Origin of the sequence: Pseudarthrobacter enclensis (genome assembly GCF_030811655.1) — a bacterium.
In the GTDB taxonomy this organism is placed as follows: Bacteria; Actinomycetota; Actinomycetes; order Actinomycetales; family Micrococcaceae; genus Arthrobacter; species Arthrobacter enclensis_A.
Genome location: NZ_JAUSRE010000025.1, coordinates 21,138 through 38,589, shown reverse-complemented (window position 1 = coordinate 38,589; position 17,452 = coordinate 21,138). Strand labels below are relative to the sequence as shown.

The window sequence follows — 17,452 nt, the reverse complement described above, 5'->3', positions numbered from 1 at the left end:
CTGGCCGGGTGCTTCGTGGTACTTCCTACGTGGTGAGGGCAAGGATCCGGCGGTCCGATGTTTCGAGCCGGTACGGTCCGGCGCCCTGGGTGTCTATGGCTGCATAGGAGTCGCGGATGAGTTGCCGGCGGCCTTCAAAGTCCACCAGGATGGTCCCTTCCGCGTCGAGGGCAAGCAGTTCGCCGTCGACGCGGAGCAGCAGCGGCGCGTCGATCCCCATGCTGAGGGCCGTCGGGCCGGTCTTGAGCGCAGCCAGGAGTCCTTCTTCCGTAGGTTCCGCGGACTGCACCCATGTGGTGGGCAGCCCTGTGGGATGCCCGTCCTCCAGGCGGTGGAAGTCCCCGCCACCGAGGGGAATGACGGGCTCGCCCCAGGCGCTTAGCCAGGCCCAGATGCTGGTATCGCGCCGGTTGGGCAGCCAGGTTTCATGCATGATTTCGGCGTGGGACGGCTTCCGGGACAGTTGCCACTGCCAGGAACAATCGGCTGCCACCGGGTGGTTGATGGACAGGAATCCGCCTTCTCCTTCAACCTGGTCAAGCCAGGCGTCAGGGTGGCACCGGAAGTCGACCCAATCAATGCGGCCGTAGGCGTTTGCATGGCCGCGGACGGTGGTCACTTCCTGTCCGGGCAGAAGGGCGATGCCATACTCGTGGCCCACGCCCTGCAGGTGCGGGTAGTGGCTGACCGTGTTGTGGTCCGTTACGGCCAGGAAGTCCAGCCCGTTCCGTGCGGCCTCTCCCGCCAATTGGCGGAGGGAGAGGCTGCCGTCGGAGTGGAGGCTGTGTGCATGGCAATCCCCGGCAAGCCACCGCATCCCTGCCGCGGCAGGAAGATTTCGACGACGGCTGGCCGGGACAGTGCTGACGGGCGAGGGGGCGGAAGGCTCGGCTTCCACTCCCCCTGTTGCCGGAGTATTGATGGTCAACTCGACCGTGACACCCTCGGCCGGGATCTGGTGAAGGCCCAGCACCACTTTCCACACGCCGGCTTCAAGTTCACCTGAGCAGTATCCCGTGGACGCCGCGGTCCTGCTGATCACAAAGCGCTTTTTGGCTCCGCCGGACCAGCCCCGCCAACCGTCAGGACCCATACAGCCCAGATCAATGACGGCCCGGGACCTGTCATAGTCCAGGAGCACCTCCAAAGATTCGCAGCGTCCCAGCTCGAAGGGAACGTCGAAGTAGAGGTTCCCTGCCCGGTCTTCCGGGGTCAGCGTCCGGCTGATGCGCACCGTCAGTCTCCGATCCGCAGACCTTCAGCATCGAAAAGCAGCGTCCGCCGGGGCTCAAACGTGACCCATACGCGTGTGCCGATTCCCGGCTCGTGGTCCTCACTGACCACAACCTGGACCGGCTCCCCGCTGCCCGTCAGTTCCACCGTGATCAGCGCAGAAGCGCCCAGGTTCTCAGATACGGTGACCGTTCCTTCGAGGCCGCCGTGCACTGGGTCCAGGGATATGTCCAGGTATTCAGGCCGCGCACCCCAGGTGATTTCCTGGCCATCGCCCACCCTTCCCACGGCATCTGCCGGCAGGGCCACCTTCTGGTGTCCGATCATCACCCCGCCATCAGCGACATTGCCCTTGAGCAGGTTCATGGAGGTGGATCCAACGAAGGACGCAACAAATGTGTTGGCCGGCCGCTGGAACACCTCCCGCGGGGTTCCGAGCTGCTGCATCTTGCCAGACCGCATGATCGCGATCCTGTCGGCGAGGGCAAGGGCTTCGGCCTGGTCGTGAGTGACGAAGACGGTGGTCACGCCCAGATCCAGCTGGAGCTTTTTCAGGAAGGTGCGCGCTTCGAGCCGGAGCCGGGCGTCCAGGTTGGACAGGGGTTCGTCGAACAGGAAGACGTCCGGCCGGCTCGTCACCGCCCTGGCCAAGGCGACGCGCTGCTGCTGTCCGCCGGACAGCTGCCCCGGGCGGCGCTCGAGCAACCCCTGCAGGGACAGCTTGTCCCCCACTTCTTCAGCCCGGGAATGGCGCTCGGCCTTGGCGACCTTCTGGATCTTCAGCGGGTACGCGATATTGTCCGAAATGGACATGTGCGGGAACAATGCGTAGTCCTGGAAAACCATGGCTACGCGGCGCTGGCCCGGTTCCATATTGGTGACCTCCCGGTCGCCGATTTTGATGCTGCCCGAGGTGGACTTCTCCAGGCCGGCGATGGTGCGCAGCAAGGTGGTCTTGCCGCAGCCGGAGGGGCCCAGCAGGGCGAAGAACTCGCCGTCGTGGATCGTTACGTCCATCTCGTCCACGCCGCGGACCCCACCGGGATACTCCTTGATCAGGGAGCGGGTCGTAATGCTGGCCATTAGCTTTTGATACCTCCATGGAAGCGGAACCCGTAGCGCCTGTTAACGAAGAAATACATAGCGACGACAGGGATTGAGAAGAGCAGTGAGAAAGCGGAAATCAGGGCGAGGTTGGGTTGGCCGCCTTCGGTGTAGAAGGTGTACATCACCACCGCCGCGGGCGACTTGGACGGGGACCTCAGCAGGATGTACGGAACCAGGAAGTTGCCCCAGACCTGGACAACAGCCCACACGGCGATGGTGGCGAGCCCGGGCCGGGCCAGCGGGATGACAACGTCCCACAGGATCCGCAGGGGCTTGGCACCGTAAAGGCGCGCCGACTCCTCGTAGGACTTGGGGGTGGAGTCCATGAAGTCTTTGAGGATGAAGATCACCGTGGGGAGGATTCCGCCGCTGAGGACAAGAATCACGCCGAACTGCGAGTCGATGAGCCCCAGCTTCACCATCAGCAGGAAGGTGGGCACCATGGCGGCCGTGCCGGTAATGATCGAGGAGAGCAGCAGCAGCGTATAGAGGAGCAGGTCCCGTCCGGGGATCTTCACCCTTGACAATGAATACGAGGCCAGCGACCCGAGGACCAGCACCACCACCATCGACCCCAGTGCCAGGATCAGGGAATTGCCCAGGGAGGCGATGGCCGTGGGATTGTCCAGCAGGACCTTGAAATTGTTGAAGGTGAACTCCGGCAGCTTGACGTTCAGGCCGGGGTGGGCGTCAAAGGGTGCGAACACCAGCCACAGCACGGGGATGACAAAGAATGCCAGGACCAGGGCGGTGAAGACACTTTTGCCCATCAGCCCAAGGAAGTGCCGGAGCATCTGCCGGCTCTCCGGCCGGGTGGTGCTCGTGGAACCCTGCACGGCGGTCATGACTTTCTCTCCTTGAGCAGTCGCAGGTAGACGGTGGCAATGACCAGGTTGATGATGATCATGATCAGCGAGATCGCCGAGCCTTGCCCCAGCGCTCCGTCATTCAGCGCCAACCGGTAAATGAAGATCGGCAGGATGTTGGAGCGGTCATCGGGGCCGCCGGCCGTCAGCAGGTAGGGGGTGAACGTGTTGAACGTCCAGAGCGTGATGAGCAGCGTGTTGGTCAGGACGTGTCCGCGGATGTGGGGGAACACGACGTCGCGGAACTGTGCCCACGCGCCGGCACCGACCATGCGTGCGCTCTCAAGCTGTGACGGCGGTACCGAGGCGAGGGCGGAGCTGAACAGGAGCATCGAAAAGGCTGTGCCCACCCACGTGTTGAACACGATGATGCTCTGCAGCGGGTAATCCAGCAGCCACGCGGTGTTGCCCGTGGAGAGCATCGCGTTCAGCGTTCCGTTGCTTCGGTCCAGCATCGCGTACCAAAGGAAGGTGGTCACCGAGCTGGGAATGATCCAGGCGAGCAGCACGAAGAATTCGACGACGGCCCGCACCGATTTCCTGACCCTGGTCATGGTCCAGGCAATGGCGAAACCCAGTGCGGACTGTCCGATGACGGCGGAACCGAAGACAAATAGGAGGGTCAACCCGAGAGAGTTGAAGAACCTGTCATCGGAGAGCGCATTGATGTAGTTGTCCACTCCGACGAACTGTGGGTTCTTGGCCGCAGAGCCGCTCAGGCGGTAATTCGTCAGGCCAAGATAGAGCGTCCACAGCGCCGGGAAGACGAGGAACAGGGAGATCAGCAGAAGGGCCGGGGCAAGGAATGCCATGGCCCTCGCCTTGCCAAGGCCGGCTACGTCACCATCGTCCACTACTGCCCGGGAGGGCCCGGTGCCCGCTGCAGGAGCGGGCACCGGGGCCTCCACTGGTGGCTTACTTGAAGGTTTTGTCGTTACCACCGACGATTCCCTCCAACGCCTTTTGATACGCACTGCCGGCATCCTGGGGCGACTTGCCCGCGGCCACCTGGCCGGTCGCGTCCTGCAGGGCTGCCGAGACCTGGGTGTAGTCCGCAAGGCCGGGACGGTACGCCGTCACCGGCAGGACCTCCGTGGAGATGTAGTTCAGCAGCGGGTCAGCCTTGAGGATTTCTCCGTTGACGTCGTCGCGGGCCGAGATCTGCGGAGTTGATCCGATGCGTGCCTTGATCGCGTCCGCCGAGGACATGAACTGAAGCAGTTCCCAGGCCTGCTGGGGGTACTTCGTTTTGGGGTTGATGACTTCGCCGGAACCGCCGGACATGCTGACAAAGTCTGCGCCGTTAGGACCCTTACCGGCCGCCTGGGCCGGAATTTTCGCCCATCCCACGGAGCTGTCCCGGTCGGCCATGGGAGAAACACCCTTCGAGGGGTTGATTACCGAACGCCACAGGTAGTCACTCTCAATCAGGATGCCCAGCTTGTTCTGCGAGAATTCCTGGAAGGACTTGTCCCGGCCCTTGGCGTCCTGCTGAAGCAGCGGGTCGCCAAGCTTTTCGGAACCGTAAACAGTCGAGTAGAAGCCCAGTACGTCCTGGACGCCCTGGCTGTTGCCCTGCCACTTGCCGTCCTTGTTGATTGGCTGGCCGGTGCCCTGGAGCAACGGCAGGAATCCCTGCATCGTCGCGGCCTCTCCCATTGCCTTGCCCGCATTGATCTGCAGCGGGGTTACGTCAGGAAGTTTCTTGAGCTTGCGTGCGGCATCCAGGATGTCGTCCCAGCTCTTGGGTTGCCAGTCGGCCGGCAGACCGGCCTGGCTGAACAGCTTCTTGTTGAAGTAGATGACACGGCCATCCGTTCCGTCCGGAACGCCGTATTGCTTGCCCTCATAGGTGGTGAGCTGTTGAACCGCTGGCTTGATCTGCTTCCAGCCGTCCCAGGCCTGGACCTTGTCTTTGCCGACAATGTCCTCGAGAGGGCTGATGTATCCCGCGTCTGCGAACTCGCCCAGCCAGATGCCGTCGATCGACGTGATGTCCGCGCCTTGGCCCGTGGAAAGGTCAAGGGAGACTTTGGTCTTGTACGCCTGGTCATCCACGCCGTTGGGTTGGAAATTAACCTTGGCCGTGACGCCTTTCGCCTTTTGCGCCTCCACGAATTTGGGGATGACGTAGTTGGTGATCCAGTCAGCGCCGGCAGCGTTCTTTCCGCCGGAGACGGCGTTGGCCGTGATGGTCAGCGTCACCTCCTTGGCGTCCGCATTCTGGTCAGTTGCCTGGGATGGTGCAGATGAACTGCCGCACGCGCTCAGGGCAACGGTGCCCGCGAGCAGACCTGCTGCAGCCGCGAAAAATCTCTTCCGAGTCATATCAGGGGTTCCCTTTGGGAGACAGAGCTCCGCCTCTGCGAAGCTACTTATTGGAGCGTCCGAACTATCTGACAGCCTGTGACACAGGCCACTATAGTCTAGGATTGAGCTTAGTCAAATAAATTGAGTTAGGGGTTTTGGATGCCGCGCGGATCGAATTTGGAGCGAGTGAGCGCCTTCAACCAGGCTGTTGTCCTGGACCTGATCCGCCGTTCGGAAGCCGGAATGAGCCGGGTTGAACTCATCGGCGCCACGGGCCTCTCGACGCAGACCGTGTCAAACATCGCCCGCCGGCTGCTGGACCTGGGACTGATCGTGGAGAGCGGAAAAGTCCACGTGCCCCAGGGGAAGCCGCGAACCACCCTCACCATCGATCCCAAGAGCAGATACGCCGTCGGCGCCCACCTTGATCCCTCCGTGCTCACCTTTGTGCTGCTGGATCTGGCAGGAACAGTAGTGCACCGCAAACACCTCCCCGTCGAGGCAGTTGCCGGACCGGAGGAGACTGTGGACAAAATTGCTACCGCCATCGAAGAGTTGATCAGCGAGACTGATACTCCCAGGGAGCGCGTTCTGGGAGTGGGAATCGCCGCACCGGGACCTATCGAATTCGACCAGGGTGCGGTTGTTGGTCCGCCGATGCTTATCGGCTGGAAGCGGGTGGAACTGCGGGAATCTCTGGGGAAAGCCACGGGCTACCCGGTATTCCTGGACAAGGATTCAGCCGCGGCAGCACACGCGGAACTTTGGGTGCGGGACAACAGGTCAGACGAGAATTTTGCCTTCGTTTACCTGGGCAGCGGCGTCGGCGCGGCAGTGGTCATGAATGGCGAAGTCGTGCGCGGATCGTCGAACAACGTGGGTGAGATCGGGCATTTTTCCACGGGCGACGGCGGCCGGGTATGCGGTTGCGGGCGCACAGGCTGCCTTGGTGTATCCGTCATGCCGGTCCAATTGGTCAATGACAGTGTCAACCGGGGAATCCTGCAAGGGCCCCTCGACACTGCGGATTTGCGCCAGGTCACTGACCACTTCCACAAACTTGCATCGCTGGCCGATGCCGGCGACGAAAAGGCGGGGGCACTCCTCCACGAGGCAGCCGGCCGGCTCGCCCGCGCCGTGGAGGACATCGCCAACCTGCTCGACGTCGACGGCATTGTCTTCGGCGGACCCTCCTGGCCGCCCATCGGGGATCGTTACCTGGAGGTACTTCACGCCGCCCTGGCCAACCGCCTGGCAATGGGGATGATCCACGAAGTCGAGCTTCTGGGATCGGCCCTCGGTGAGGACATCACCGCGGTAGGCGCTGCCTGCATCGTGCTGGATCACGCACTCTCCCCCCGGTCCGGAGGCCTGATGCTGGAGTAGACCGCAGTGCTTCGCCCAGACCGAACACGTCGTCTGACTTGGGCGTCGTGCGCCGTCGCATGCTCGGGACGCGCCGCCGTCGCCCCTTCCAGTAAAGCCGGCCCGGCGCACCAGGCGTTGAAAAAGCGAGGCGGGGCAGGCCCATTGGAGCCTGCCCCGCCTCTTTGCACCGGCTGATGCCCTGCGCCCGACTTTCGGGTTTCCTGTTGCGATGGAGTATGCAGGAACAGCAGCCGGCGGGCTTGTGAAAGAACGCTTCCCGGCCGTCGAGGCAGCCTAAAGCGTCCTGGGATCCTCGGCGTACATCTTCAGCCTGATATCCAAGGCGTCGGACATGTGGCGGGCGGCGACCTCGCCTGCACGGGCGGAGTCACCGTCCCCGATGGCGGCCAGCAGTTCGGCGTAGTCCGCCAGCACCACCGGCCACCGTCCCGGATAGGTCAGGGTAGTGAGCGTGTACCGGCGGACCTGCTGGTCCAGACGTTCCAGCAGTCCGATCAGCGACGGGCTGTGGGTGGCACGCCACAGCTGCGCGTGGAAGGCGCGGTTTGTCTCCGCGAGCGAGCGGCCGTCGCTGGGGTCCAGTTGCTGCATCTGGGTCAGCAGCCCCGTGAGGAGCTGGCGGTCCAGGGCGGTCGCCTTGACGGCGGCCTTGGCGGCGGCGGCCTGCTCCAGGATGATCCTCGACTCGTAGATGTCGATGATTTCCTCGGCTGAATGCGTGCGGACAACCACCGCCTTGCCGCGCCTCTCGACCAGACCGTCCTGTTCCAGCCGCTGGAGTGCTTCCCGCACCGGGGTCCGGGAGGCCCCGTACCGCTCGGTGAGCTTGGCCTCCGTGAGCGGTTCGTCAGGAGCAAAGACGCTCGCGAGAACGTCTTCGCGGAGCCGCTGATGGATGGGACTGGCCACTTTTTCCTCTTTTCCGTTGCTGGCAGGGAATGCTGTGTTGCCTAGGCGATGGAGCCGGCCCTGCGTCCGAAGACGGCGCCTGCCGCAAGCCCGGATCCGCCGGGGTAGTTTCCGCTGAACAGGCCGCCCAGCGCTTCCCCGCAGGCGAAGAGCCCTTCGAGCGGCTCGGCGTCTTCGGTGAGCACGCGGCCCCACGTATCTGTCTTCAGGCCGCCGAAGGTGAAGGTGATGCCGCAGGTGACGGGGAACGCGTAGAACGGGCCGGTGGCGATGCTGCGGGCCCAGTTGCTCTTGGGCGGCTGGGTGTCGGCGCGGCGTCCGTCCTTGACGTTGGGGTCAAACGGCGCGTCCTCAGTGATCGAGTTGTTGAAGCTCTGCACCGTATCCTCGAGGCCCTCGGGACTGATGCCGGCTTTCTGCGCCAGCTCGGCCAGAGTCGGCGCGGAGACCACCGAAACCCCCGGCATGTCGTATTCCTCAGTCCGCAGCATGGGGCGGGCGGAGGCGTCAAAGATCTGGAAGGCGGCCGATCCCGGCTGGGCAAGAATGTCCCGGCCGTACTTCGCGTACGTGTAGTTGCGGTAGTCGGCGCCCTCGTCCACAAACCGCTTGCCCTCGCTGTTCACCACGATGCCCAGCGGGTAACCGCCGCGGGTGAGCTGGTTGGTGAGCTCAAGGTTGCCCTCGTTCTCCGGGTGCCAGGCGTCCCAGGCGACGCTGTGGCAGGTGGACCAGTCCCCGCCTTTGGCCGCACCGGCGTCCAGGGCGGCAAGGATCATCTCGCCCGTGTTGCCGGGCGTGCCGCGTACTTTTGCATTCTGCCAGCCCTCGCCCAGGTGTTGGCGCCGCAGGGCAGGTGAAGCCTCAAAGCCTCCCGAAGCGAGGATGACCGACTCCGCGCGGAGCTCACCTTCTCCGGTTGACGTGCGGTAACGGACTCCGCGCACGCGGCCGTCCTCCAGGATGAGCCCTGTCGCGGCGCAGTCATAGATGACCTCCACGCCCATGCGTTCAGCGGCTGCCCGGTGATCCGCCATGAGTCCCTTGCCGCCGCCCACGTTGCCCACGTGCAGTCCGCCCCAGAACAGGTAGCCGCCGTCCCGGGTCCGGTACGCCTGGCGCTCATACATCAGCCGGTATTTGAGTCCCATGCCCTGAAGCCAGCGCAACGCGGGGTTGCTCTCGCTGACCAGGACTGCGGAAAGTTCGGGATCGTTCCCGCCTTCAGAGACCTTGGAAAGATCGGCAAGGTATTCGGCGGCGGTGTAGGCGGGAACTTCGCTGACGGCGTGCCGGCGGTCAGGCTCCACGAATTCGATGAGCTCCTGGAGCCCGTTATGGGAAATGCGGGTGGCGCCGGCGGTGTAGAAGCTGTTGCCGCCGGAACGGGCCTCCTGCGCCTTTTCCAGCAGGACAACCTTGCGTCCGCGCTCAGCGCCCGCAAGCGCTGCGGCAAATCCCGCGTTGCCGCCTCCGACAACCAGGACGTCGCTTTCGATCATCATCATTTCTCCTCAGCTCCATCGCTGTACACGATTGTATACATAGGCATGCCATTGCATGCAATGGGCATACTGAAGCACGGTGGAGAAGGGAAGGGCCGCGGAGGGCGCTGAAGCGCCGGGTTACGGGGAGCGCGGGTGGCTGATTTCCTGCGCGTCGATGTACATCTGGATCCGGATGTTCTTCGCCTCGTCCATGTGGGCGCTGGCGATCCGGCCGGCCTCCTCGGCGTTCCGCCCGCGGATGGCAACCAGCAGCTCCTCATGCTCCTTCAGCACCCTGTCCCAGCGCTCCCGCGTGGAAAGCGTGGTGCCTGGGTAGCGGATGAAATGCACCAGGATCCGGTCCAGCAGGTCAAGGAGCGCCGCACTGTGGCTGGCAGCCCAGATGCGCTCGTGGAAGGTGCGGTTGGCAGCGGCCAGTTCAGCCGGCATCGCAGCATCGAAATCGAGGGTGACCATCGCCTGGTGCGCACGGTCAATCAGCATCAGGTCCATGTCCGTATGCCGGAGAGCCGCGGTCTTTGCGGCCGCCTCCTCCAGGAAGGTGCGCACCTCGTAGAGGTCCAGCATCTCCTCCGGCCGGTACTCCCGCACCTGCATGCGCGAACCGTAGCGCTCCACGAGCCCCTCCGTTTCGAGGCGCCGCAACGCTTCGCGGATTGGAGTCCGGGACACGTTGTACTTCTTGGCCAGGGCACTCTCAACGAGCTGGGCGCGGGGAGGCAGCTCCTGCGAGATGATGGCGTTCCTGATCATCAGGTAGGGGCTTGTCTCGGGTTGCGACGCCACGGGCGGCCTCCGGTCTTCATCGAACAAGCAGCAGGGCGCACCGGCGCCATACCTTTAGTCGCAATTCTAACGCACTGCATACCGTTTCCAGCGGCTGTGAACACTGAATTCAGCAGACACCCGCTGCGCGTGGCGGAGCTGCACCCAGTCAGGCCGGGCTTGTATTCATTCTCTACGGACTGTTGCTTAAGCATTTCAAACAGTATACCGTTTGTGACCAACGCCATACAGGCCATGATTTACGGATCCCCGTCCTGTGCGGCTGTGAACATTTATCCACCGGTTGCATACGGCTCCTCGGTGCTTTCAGGAGAACCAATGACGCTTCTATTCAGGGAAGAGCCGCAGGCAGGCAGCCTCCCAGTCACCGCAGTCCCGGCAACCCTGGTCCGCGGAGGGACCAGCAAGTGCTGGATTTTCCGTGACGAGGACCTTCCCGCCGACCCCCAGGAAACGGAACGGCTCCTGATCCGCACGTTCGGCTCACCGGACCTTCGCCAAATCGACGGAGTAGGCGGCGCTTCCTCAACAACCAGCAAGGCGATCACCGTGGCCGGCACCGGCCCGGACGGAACGGTGCACTACCGGTTCGCCCAGGTTGCCATTGATAAGCCGGCGGTCGAATGGGCCAGCAACTGCGGAAACTGCGCCACCGCCCTTGGCCTTTACGCTCTCCACGCCGGGCTTGTCACCCCCACCGGTGACGTCACCCGGGTCCCCATCCTGAACACGGTGACCGGGCTGCGCCTCATTTGCGAGATCCCGACGCCGGGGTCCCAGGTTCCGGCGTACGGCGGCCGGCGCCTCGATGGCCAGCACTACCCCGGCGTCCCCATCGACGTCGTCTTCCAGAAAACCTCGTGGTCCAGCTACGGTGCACAGTTCCCCACCGGCAACGCGGTTGATGACATCGACGTTGACGGCCGGCAGTACCAGGCCACATTGATCGATGCCGGCGCGCCGGCTGCGCTCTTCGACGCAGCGGCCCTGGGACTGGAGGCGACCGGCAGCGAAGAAGCATTGGAGGCGCTGGTCCGGATTGCTCCGCAACTGCGCGCCGCGGCGGCCCGCAAGATGAACCTTCCGCAGAATCTCAGCTCCATTCCCAAGGTGGGCATCGTGGGGCCCCCGCCCGAAGGAACAACCGGAGTCTCGGCCCGGATGATCTCGATGAGCGCGCTGCACCCCGCCATCGGACTCACCAGCGCCGTCGCCGTCGCCGCCGCTTCCGGGACTGCAGGCAGCGTGGTGCAGCACAGCATGGTTCCCGCGGCGGAGGACGGACTCTTTATCCACTTATTGAAGGGCAAGACCGCACTGGCGTTGGATGCAGCCGACCCCGCTGAGGTCTCCTTCCAACGCTCGGCCCGCGTCATCAGCGAAAGCACCATCCTGGTGCCAAGTGACTGAAAAACCCCTAACGGAAAAACCCAGCCCAAGGAATCAGCCATGAAGATCAGCATTCAAAACCTGCAGCTGAAGTACGGAAGCTTCACTGCCATTGAAAACCTCAACCTCGACATCGAGGACGGCGAAGCCCTCGTCCTCCTGGGCCAATCGGGATGCGGCAAAACCAGCACCATGCGCTGCATCGCCGGCCTGGAGGAACCCACCTCAGGGCGGATCATCATCGACGACGTCGTGGTCTTCGACTCCGAAAAGGGCATCAACCTGCCCCCGAACAAGCGCAACGTGGGCATGGTCTTCCAGTCCTACGCCGTGTGGCCCCACATGACCGTGGCCCAGAACGTGGCCTACTCCCTCAAGCAGAAGAAGCTTCCCAAGAGCGAGATCGATGAGCGCGTCATGGAAGCCCTCACACTGGTGGGCCTGGAGCCCTATGCGGACCGCGGCGCCAGCCTGCTCAGCGGCGGCCAGATGCAGCGCGTCGCCCTGGCGCGCAGCCTGGTGATGCGGCCCAGCGTGCTCATGCTCGACGAACCCCTTTCCAACCTTGACGCCCGCCTGCGGGACCGGCTCCGGGTGGAGCTGCGTGAAATCCAGCTCCAGCTCGGACTCACCTGCGTGTACGTCACCCACGACCAGCACGAAGCCTTCGCGCTGGCAGACCGCATCGCGCTGCTCCAGGGCGGCCGCATTGTGCAGATGGGTGCGCCCCAGCACATGTACGAAGCGCCCGCGAGCGCCTCGATCGCGCACTTCCTGGGCGTCTCCAACATCATGGACTGCACCACCGAGGGCACCGCATCCGGGTCCACCACCGCCCGCATCGCCAACAGCGGGCTCACGGTCCAGGCGGCACAGGAAATCAAGGATGCCGGCACCTCCCCCAAGGTCTGTATCCGCGCCGAGGACCTGCAGATCACGGCCGCGCCCACGGAACACCCCAACTCGTGGCCGGGAACTGTACGGGTGGCGGGATTCCAGGGGAACGACATCCGGTACGCGATCCAGTTGGAATCCGGGCCCGAGCTTGACGCCCTGGGCGGGCTGAGGCGCGGAGAGCAGCACAAGGTGGGCGACCGGGTCTGGGTGACCGTCAACCCCCGCGAAGTCCAGATCCTGCCCGCCGAGGTCCTCGCATGAGCCTCAAGACCGTAGCGACCAGCCGGGCCGAAGCCCGCCCCGCACCAAAGCCCGCGCCCCGGGACTACCGCTCTGCCCGGACCATCGCGGGCCTACGGAAGAACACGCCGGGCCTGATCGTCCTGGCCGTCCTCGGCATCCTGATCGTCCTCCCGCTCGCCCTGGTCCTGCTGGCCGCCTTCTCGGACAGCGTTCCCCGGCCGGGCAGCATTTCCCTGGGCGGACTCACGTTGTCCAACCTGGCTCTGCTGGCCACCCCGGAAGCACTCGGGGCGTTGGTCGACTCCCTCATGGTGGGAGCCGGCTCGGCCGTCATCGCCCTGCTCATCGGGGCGTTCCTTGCCTTCGTCTGCGCACGCTCCGACGCGCCCTGGCGGAAGTTCATCTTCTTCATCGGCATGGCACCGATGTTCATCCCCGCACTGGTGGGCGCCCTGGCCTGGTCCCTGCTGTGCTCGCCCAGCGCCGGCTACATCAACATCTTCCTCCGCGACCTGGGCATTGATGCAGCCATCAACATCTACAGCCTTCCGGGCCTGGTCTTCGTCCTGGGCATCTTCTACGCCCCGTACGCCTTCCTGCTGCTGCACAGCTCACTGTCGATGATGAACGCAGACCTCGAAGAGGCTGCAACGGTCCACGGTGCCCCGCTCCGCACCATGCTGCGGACCGTCACCCTGCCCCTGGCCCTGCCGGCCATCCTGGGCTCCGCCGTCCTGGTCTTCGCACTGACGATGGAAAACTTCCCCGTGGCCCAGGTCATCGGCAACCCCGCCGGGGTGGACACGCTGCCCACCTACATTTACCGCCTCATGAGCGCGACACCGGCCAAGAGCAACCAGGCCGCCAGCGTCGCCGTCATCCTGACCGTTGCGCTGATGGCCGTGACCCTCATCCAGCAGCGCATCATCAACAAGCGCAAATTCACCACCATGACCGGCAAGGGCAACCGTCCCCGCCAGGTACCGCTGCGCAGGATGCGATGGCCCTTCACCATCATCGCGCTGGCCTACTTCGCAGTCTCGGTGGTCCTGCCCATGCTCGCCCTGCTCGCCGCTTCCATGCAGGCCACCCCGTTCGTGTCCTCCATGTCGCAGCTGCTCGAGGCGAATTCGCTCAGCTTTGCCAAGCTGATCGAAGTCCTCGGATCCAACGATTTCCAGCTCGCGCTTAAGAACAGCGTGCTGGTGGCCCTGATCGCGGCATTCGCCGGCACCACCCTCAGCTTCATCGCCTCCTACATCCGCTACCGCACCAAGTCCAAGGTGGGCCGCCTGATCGAACTGGTCGCGATGACCCCCCTTGCCGTCCCTGCGATCGTCATGGGCATCGGGCTGCTCTGGACCTGGCTGCTGCTGCCGCTGCCCATCTACGGGACGCTGGCCATCCTCGCCGTCGCCTGTGTTGCGGTGTTCATGCCGCAGGGCTACCGCGGTGTATCCGCGTCCATGCTCCAGATGGACCAGGACCTCGAGGACAGTGCCGTCATGCTGGGCGCCGGGAGGACAAGGTCCGTCCTGGACGTCACGCTGCCCCTGATGCGCGTGGGCATCATGTCCTCGTTCCTGCTGTTCCTCATGCTCTCCATGCGTGAGCTCAGCGCCTCCATCTTCCTCTTCACCTCCAACACCCGGATCCTGTCCATCCTCGTGTTCGACAACTTTGACAACGGCCAAAGCCAGGCAGCTGCGGCCGTCAGCGTCCTGTACTGCCTCGTCATCGGAATCCTCGCCGTCATCGCCCAAAAAGTCGGCGGCGAACGCAAGACCAAGCACTGAACCTCACACCCACCTTTGAAAGGGACACCCACAATGAAGTTAGCGTCCAAGCTCCCCGCCCTCACCGCCGCCGGAGTGCTCCTGGCCCTCAGCCTGACTGGCTGTGGAAGCGCTGCCCAGAGTGCCGGCGTCGTCACGGCCAGTGCCGCCGTGAAGACTGATGACGGGCTGGTCATCAACGGCGAATCCATCGCTGACAAGGCCACCTACGAAAAGGCCAAGACCCAGACGCTGTCCCTCTACTCCGGATACACCGATTCCTCTGAGAGCGCCCTGGTGGACGCCTTCACCAAGGACACCGGCATCAAGGTCAACGTCGTCCGCCTCACCCCCAACAAGCTCTCCGAACGCGTGCTCTCCGAGCAGGGCGCGGGCAAGCTCAGCGCCGACGTGATCCGCACCTCCGACTACCGGATCGCCAAGTCCATGGAGGACGCCAAAGTCTGGAAGGCCTACGACGTCCCCGGCGCCTCGGCCCTCAAGGACGTTTCCGTGGACGGTGGCCAGTTCACCCGCATGTTCAACTCGGTGTACACCCTGGGCTACAACACCCAGCTGGTGAAGGAAGCGGATGCCCCCAAGTCGTGGGCAGACGCGGTGGGCGGCAAGTGGCAGGGCAAGATCGGCATCGTGCAGGGCGGCTCGGGCGGCAGCACCGCCGCCCTGAACAGGTTCATGGAAACCAAGATGGGCGGCGACTACTTCGCCAAGTACGCCGCGCAGAAGCCCAAGATTTACGACTCCCTGGGCGCTGAGGCCACCGCCCTGGCCCGCGGTGAGGTGGCCGTGGGCACGGTGACCATCAGCGGTACCAACATCTCGGCCGTGCAGGACAAGGCGCCCGTCAAGTTCATCGTCCCGGAGGAAGGACTGGTCTCCTACGACTACTACCTGGGCATGACGGGCACGGCCGTGAACGTGGAAGCCGCGAAGGTCTTCATGAACTACAACCTTTCCAAGCAGGGCCAGCAGGTCTTCTCGCAGATCGGTGAATACCCGGTCCGCACCGACGTGGCACCGCCCACCATCATGGGCGTGACCCTCCCCGCCGTCGATTCCGGCAAGGTTTACCGGATGCAGAACAGCGACGCCACCACGTACGGCAAGGACGACCTGGCCAAGTGGAACCAGGTCTTCGGCTACACCAAGTAAGCCCGTCATCCCGTGCCTGGGGACCCGGCCTCCGCCGGGTTCCCAGGCACGGTTTCTTCATCCACTCAACAGGAGCCCCGTGACCGCCCGTGCACTTGCGTTGCCCCGGAATACCTCGTCCCTGCTGGTCCTCCGGGACGGGCAGCGACGAGCATGCGTTTCCCGCGCGGGGCACCAAGGCGCCGGGGCAGTATTTCCTCTACAACAACTGGGATTTCAACGCCGCAGGCGCCATCTTCGCGAAGATCAGCGGGCTGTCCGTCTTCGACGCGTTCGGGAAATACCTGGCCGGTCCGCTGGGGTTTGAAGAATACGACCCCGCACGCCAGCTGATGCTCGGCGACGCCGGAAAGTCCGCCTTTCCGGCCTACCACCTCTTCCTCTCCGCACGGGACCTGGCAAAAATTGGGCTGCTGATGGCTGCTGAAGGGCAATGGGAGGGCCGTCAGCTCGTACCCCGGGAGTGGGTCAGGGAAAGCGTGGCCACCCACGTCAGGCGGGCAGACATGGCACCGGGTACCGGTTTTGGCAACTGCGGCTACGGCTACCTCTGGTGGCTGCCGCGGGAGGAGAACCCACTGTGGGAGGGAGCCTTCCTGGCAGCGGGGAACTACGGCCAGTTCCTGCTGGTGCTCCCGGCCATCGGCAGCGTCATAGTGCACCGGCGCTTCGTCAGCGACAGCTTCGCCATCGCCCGGAACACGCGTCCGGCAGCTTCGACGGCGTCCCCGGCTCCGGTGACCCACGCCGAGTTCATGGACCTGGCACGTGCGCTGGTTGCCGGCCCGCTGGCCCGGTAGGCGCCAGGAAAGACGGTGCACGACGCCGGCCCTTCCTTTGTCAGGAAGCCGCGCCCTTGGCGATGGAACGGAACACCTTGGTTGCCTGCTGCGCGGCGGGGCTGAGCCTGCGGTTCGCCAGGTGGGCAAGGAGGATGCGCCGCTTCGGGGACCCGGCGAGCGGGACCGCCACGACGTCGGGGCGCAGGGCCGTCAGCGCCAGCCTGGGTGCCAGTGCGATCCCGATGCCTGCCGCCACCATGCCCTGTGTCTCCTGGTAATCGTTGGCCGCGAAGGCGATCCGCGGCTCGAACCCGGCATCGCGGCATACCCGGCTGAGGACGTCGGCCACGGGGTGCTCGTCGCGCACCACCCACTCCTGGTCGCTCAATGCGCCGATGCGGACCGAGCCCAGCTTCGCAATGGGGTGCTCCCGCGGCACCAGCAGCACTGTTGGATCGTTCGTCAGCCTGACCAGGGCCAGGTCAGGGTCCTCGATTTGCTGCCAGGGGTAGTCCCACAGCAGCGTCAGTTCGATTTCGCGCCGCCGCAGCCGTTCCAACAGGCCGTCCCTGCGGGCGCTGACAACCGTCACTGCCACCTCAGGGTGGCGGGCGCGGAACGCCAGCACAACGTCCGGCATCAGGGAGGCCCCGCCGGTGGGAAATGTTCCCAGCCGGAGCTGGCCCCGCCGAAGGCCCGCGAACTCCCCCATTTCCGCCCGGGCGGCTTCTACAGTCCTGTCGATGTCGTCGGCGTAGTGCAGCAGGGCGTGCCCCGCCTCGGTCAGGACCACGCCGCGGGGATGGCGCTCGATGAGGACAACACCCATCTCCTGCTCGAGTTTCGCGATCTGCTGCGAGACCGCCGAGGTGGTGAAGGAAAGTGCGGCAGCAGCGGAGGTCAGGGAGCCGGAACGGCCCACCTCGCGAAGCACATGGAGCCGGTGGAGATCGAGGATTGCCATGCACTGAGTTTAGCAAAACTAGATGGTTGTCCATTTATTTGCGATTGTGCTGAAGGCAACAATCCCGGATCGTAGAAGTACAAGGTGCTGTGAAGTAGAGCACCTGCAAGTTACGAGGGAG

Annotated in this window: 15 protein-coding genes; 6 read left to right on the top strand and 9 right to left on the bottom strand. The window is 64.3% G+C overall.

Features of this window, described 5'->3' with window-relative positions; genetic code table 11:
• Nucleotides 1–25 precede the first annotated feature (25 nt).
• From J2X98_RS19115 to J2X98_RS19095, 5 genes are read right to left on the bottom strand one after another with little or no spacing between them, the layout of a single operon-like run.
• Nucleotides 26–1,234 (bottom strand): CehA/McbA family metallohydrolase, encoded by a 1,209-nt coding sequence (locus J2X98_RS19115; RefSeq protein ID WP_141945196.1) that lies wholly within the window; start codon nt 1,232–1,234, stop codon nt 26–28.
• A gap of 2 nt (nt 1,235–1,236) precedes the next feature.
• Nucleotides 1,237–2,316, bottom strand: a complete 1,080-nt coding sequence (locus J2X98_RS19110; protein ID WP_307311347.1) for an ABC transporter ATP-binding protein — start codon at nt 2,314–2,316, stop codon at nt 1,237–1,239.
• Nucleotides 2,316–3,185: a carbohydrate ABC transporter permease gene (locus J2X98_RS19105; protein WP_141945192.1), complete on the bottom strand. Its 870-nt coding sequence runs from the start codon at nt 3,183–3,185 to the stop codon at nt 2,316–2,318. Before J2X98_RS19105 ends, J2X98_RS19110 begins: the two co-directional genes overlap by 1 nt.
• Nucleotides 3,182–4,102, bottom strand: coding sequence for a carbohydrate ABC transporter permease (locus J2X98_RS19100; protein ID WP_307311343.1), 921 nt, complete (start codon nt 4,100–4,102; stop codon nt 3,182–3,184). Before J2X98_RS19100 ends, J2X98_RS19105 begins: the two co-directional genes overlap by 4 nt.
• 19 nt (nt 4,103–4,121) lie before the next feature.
• Nucleotides 4,122–5,534, bottom strand: coding sequence for an extracellular solute-binding protein (locus J2X98_RS19095; RefSeq protein ID WP_141945188.1), 1,413 nt, complete (start codon nt 5,532–5,534; stop codon nt 4,122–4,124).
• 168 nt (nt 5,535–5,702) lie between these two features.
• Here J2X98_RS19095 and J2X98_RS19090 point away from each other — a divergent pair, with 168 nt between their 5' ends.
• Nucleotides 5,703–6,902 carry an ROK family transcriptional regulator gene (locus tag J2X98_RS19090; RefSeq protein WP_307311339.1) on the top strand — a complete coding sequence of 400 codons (1,200 nt, stop codon included), beginning with the start codon at nt 5,703–5,705 and terminating at the stop codon, nt 6,900–6,902.
• 276 nt (nt 6,903–7,178) lie between these two features.
• Here J2X98_RS19090 and J2X98_RS19085 read toward each other — a convergent pair whose 3' ends face one another.
• The 3 genes from J2X98_RS19085 to J2X98_RS19075 all read right to left on the bottom strand — a co-directional run bounded on the left by J2X98_RS19085 (nt 7,179) and on the right by J2X98_RS19075 (nt 10,108).
• Entirely contained in the window at nt 7,179–7,814 is a 636-nt protein-coding gene (locus J2X98_RS19085; protein ID WP_307311335.1) for a GntR family transcriptional regulator, read from the bottom strand.
• 41 nt (nt 7,815–7,855) lie between these two features.
• Nucleotides 7,856–9,322 carry an FAD-dependent tricarballylate dehydrogenase TcuA gene (gene tcuA, locus J2X98_RS19080; protein WP_307311332.1) on the bottom strand — a complete coding sequence of 489 codons (1,467 nt, stop codon included), beginning with the start codon at nt 9,320–9,322 and terminating at the stop codon, nt 7,856–7,858.
• 117 nt (nt 9,323–9,439) lie between these two features.
• Entirely contained in the window at nt 9,440–10,108 is a 669-nt protein-coding gene (locus J2X98_RS19075; protein WP_307311330.1) for a GntR family transcriptional regulator, read from the bottom strand.
• Between the two features lie 318 nt (nt 10,109–10,426).
• Between J2X98_RS19075 and J2X98_RS19070 the strand changes: the two genes are divergently transcribed.
• From J2X98_RS19070 to J2X98_RS19050, 5 genes are all read left to right on the top strand, one after another.
• A complete protein-coding gene (locus J2X98_RS19070; protein ID WP_307311327.1) occupies nt 10,427–11,518 on the top strand; it encodes a PrpF domain-containing protein in 1,092 nt (363 codons plus the stop codon).
• A 39-nt stretch (nt 11,519–11,557) separates the two neighbouring features.
• Complete coding sequence (locus tag J2X98_RS19065; RefSeq protein ID WP_141945177.1) at nt 11,558–12,655, top strand: ABC transporter ATP-binding protein; 1,098 nt, start codon at nt 11,558–11,560, stop codon at nt 12,653–12,655.
• Complete coding sequence (locus tag J2X98_RS19060) at nt 12,652–14,433, top strand: ABC transporter permease (RefSeq protein ID WP_307311323.1); 1,782 nt, start codon at nt 12,652–12,654, stop codon at nt 14,431–14,433. The genes J2X98_RS19065 and J2X98_RS19060 overlap by 4 nt, the downstream gene beginning before the upstream one ends.
• 33 nt (nt 14,434–14,466) lie before the next feature.
• Entirely contained in the window at nt 14,467–15,585 is a 1,119-nt protein-coding gene (locus tag J2X98_RS19055; protein ID WP_141945173.1) for an ABC transporter substrate-binding protein, read from the top strand.
• A gap of 89 nt (nt 15,586–15,674) precedes the next feature.
• Complete coding sequence (locus J2X98_RS19050) at nt 15,675–16,385, top strand: serine hydrolase domain-containing protein (RefSeq protein WP_307311318.1); 711 nt, start codon at nt 15,675–15,677, stop codon at nt 16,383–16,385.
• Between the two features lie 40 nt (nt 16,386–16,425).
• Here the strand turns inward: J2X98_RS19050 and J2X98_RS19045 are convergent, their stop codons facing one another.
• Nucleotides 16,426–17,331 carry a LysR family transcriptional regulator gene (locus J2X98_RS19045; RefSeq protein WP_018772062.1) on the bottom strand — a complete coding sequence of 302 codons (906 nt, stop codon included), beginning with the start codon at nt 17,329–17,331 and terminating at the stop codon, nt 16,426–16,428.
• Nucleotides 17,332–17,452 lie beyond the last annotated feature (121 nt).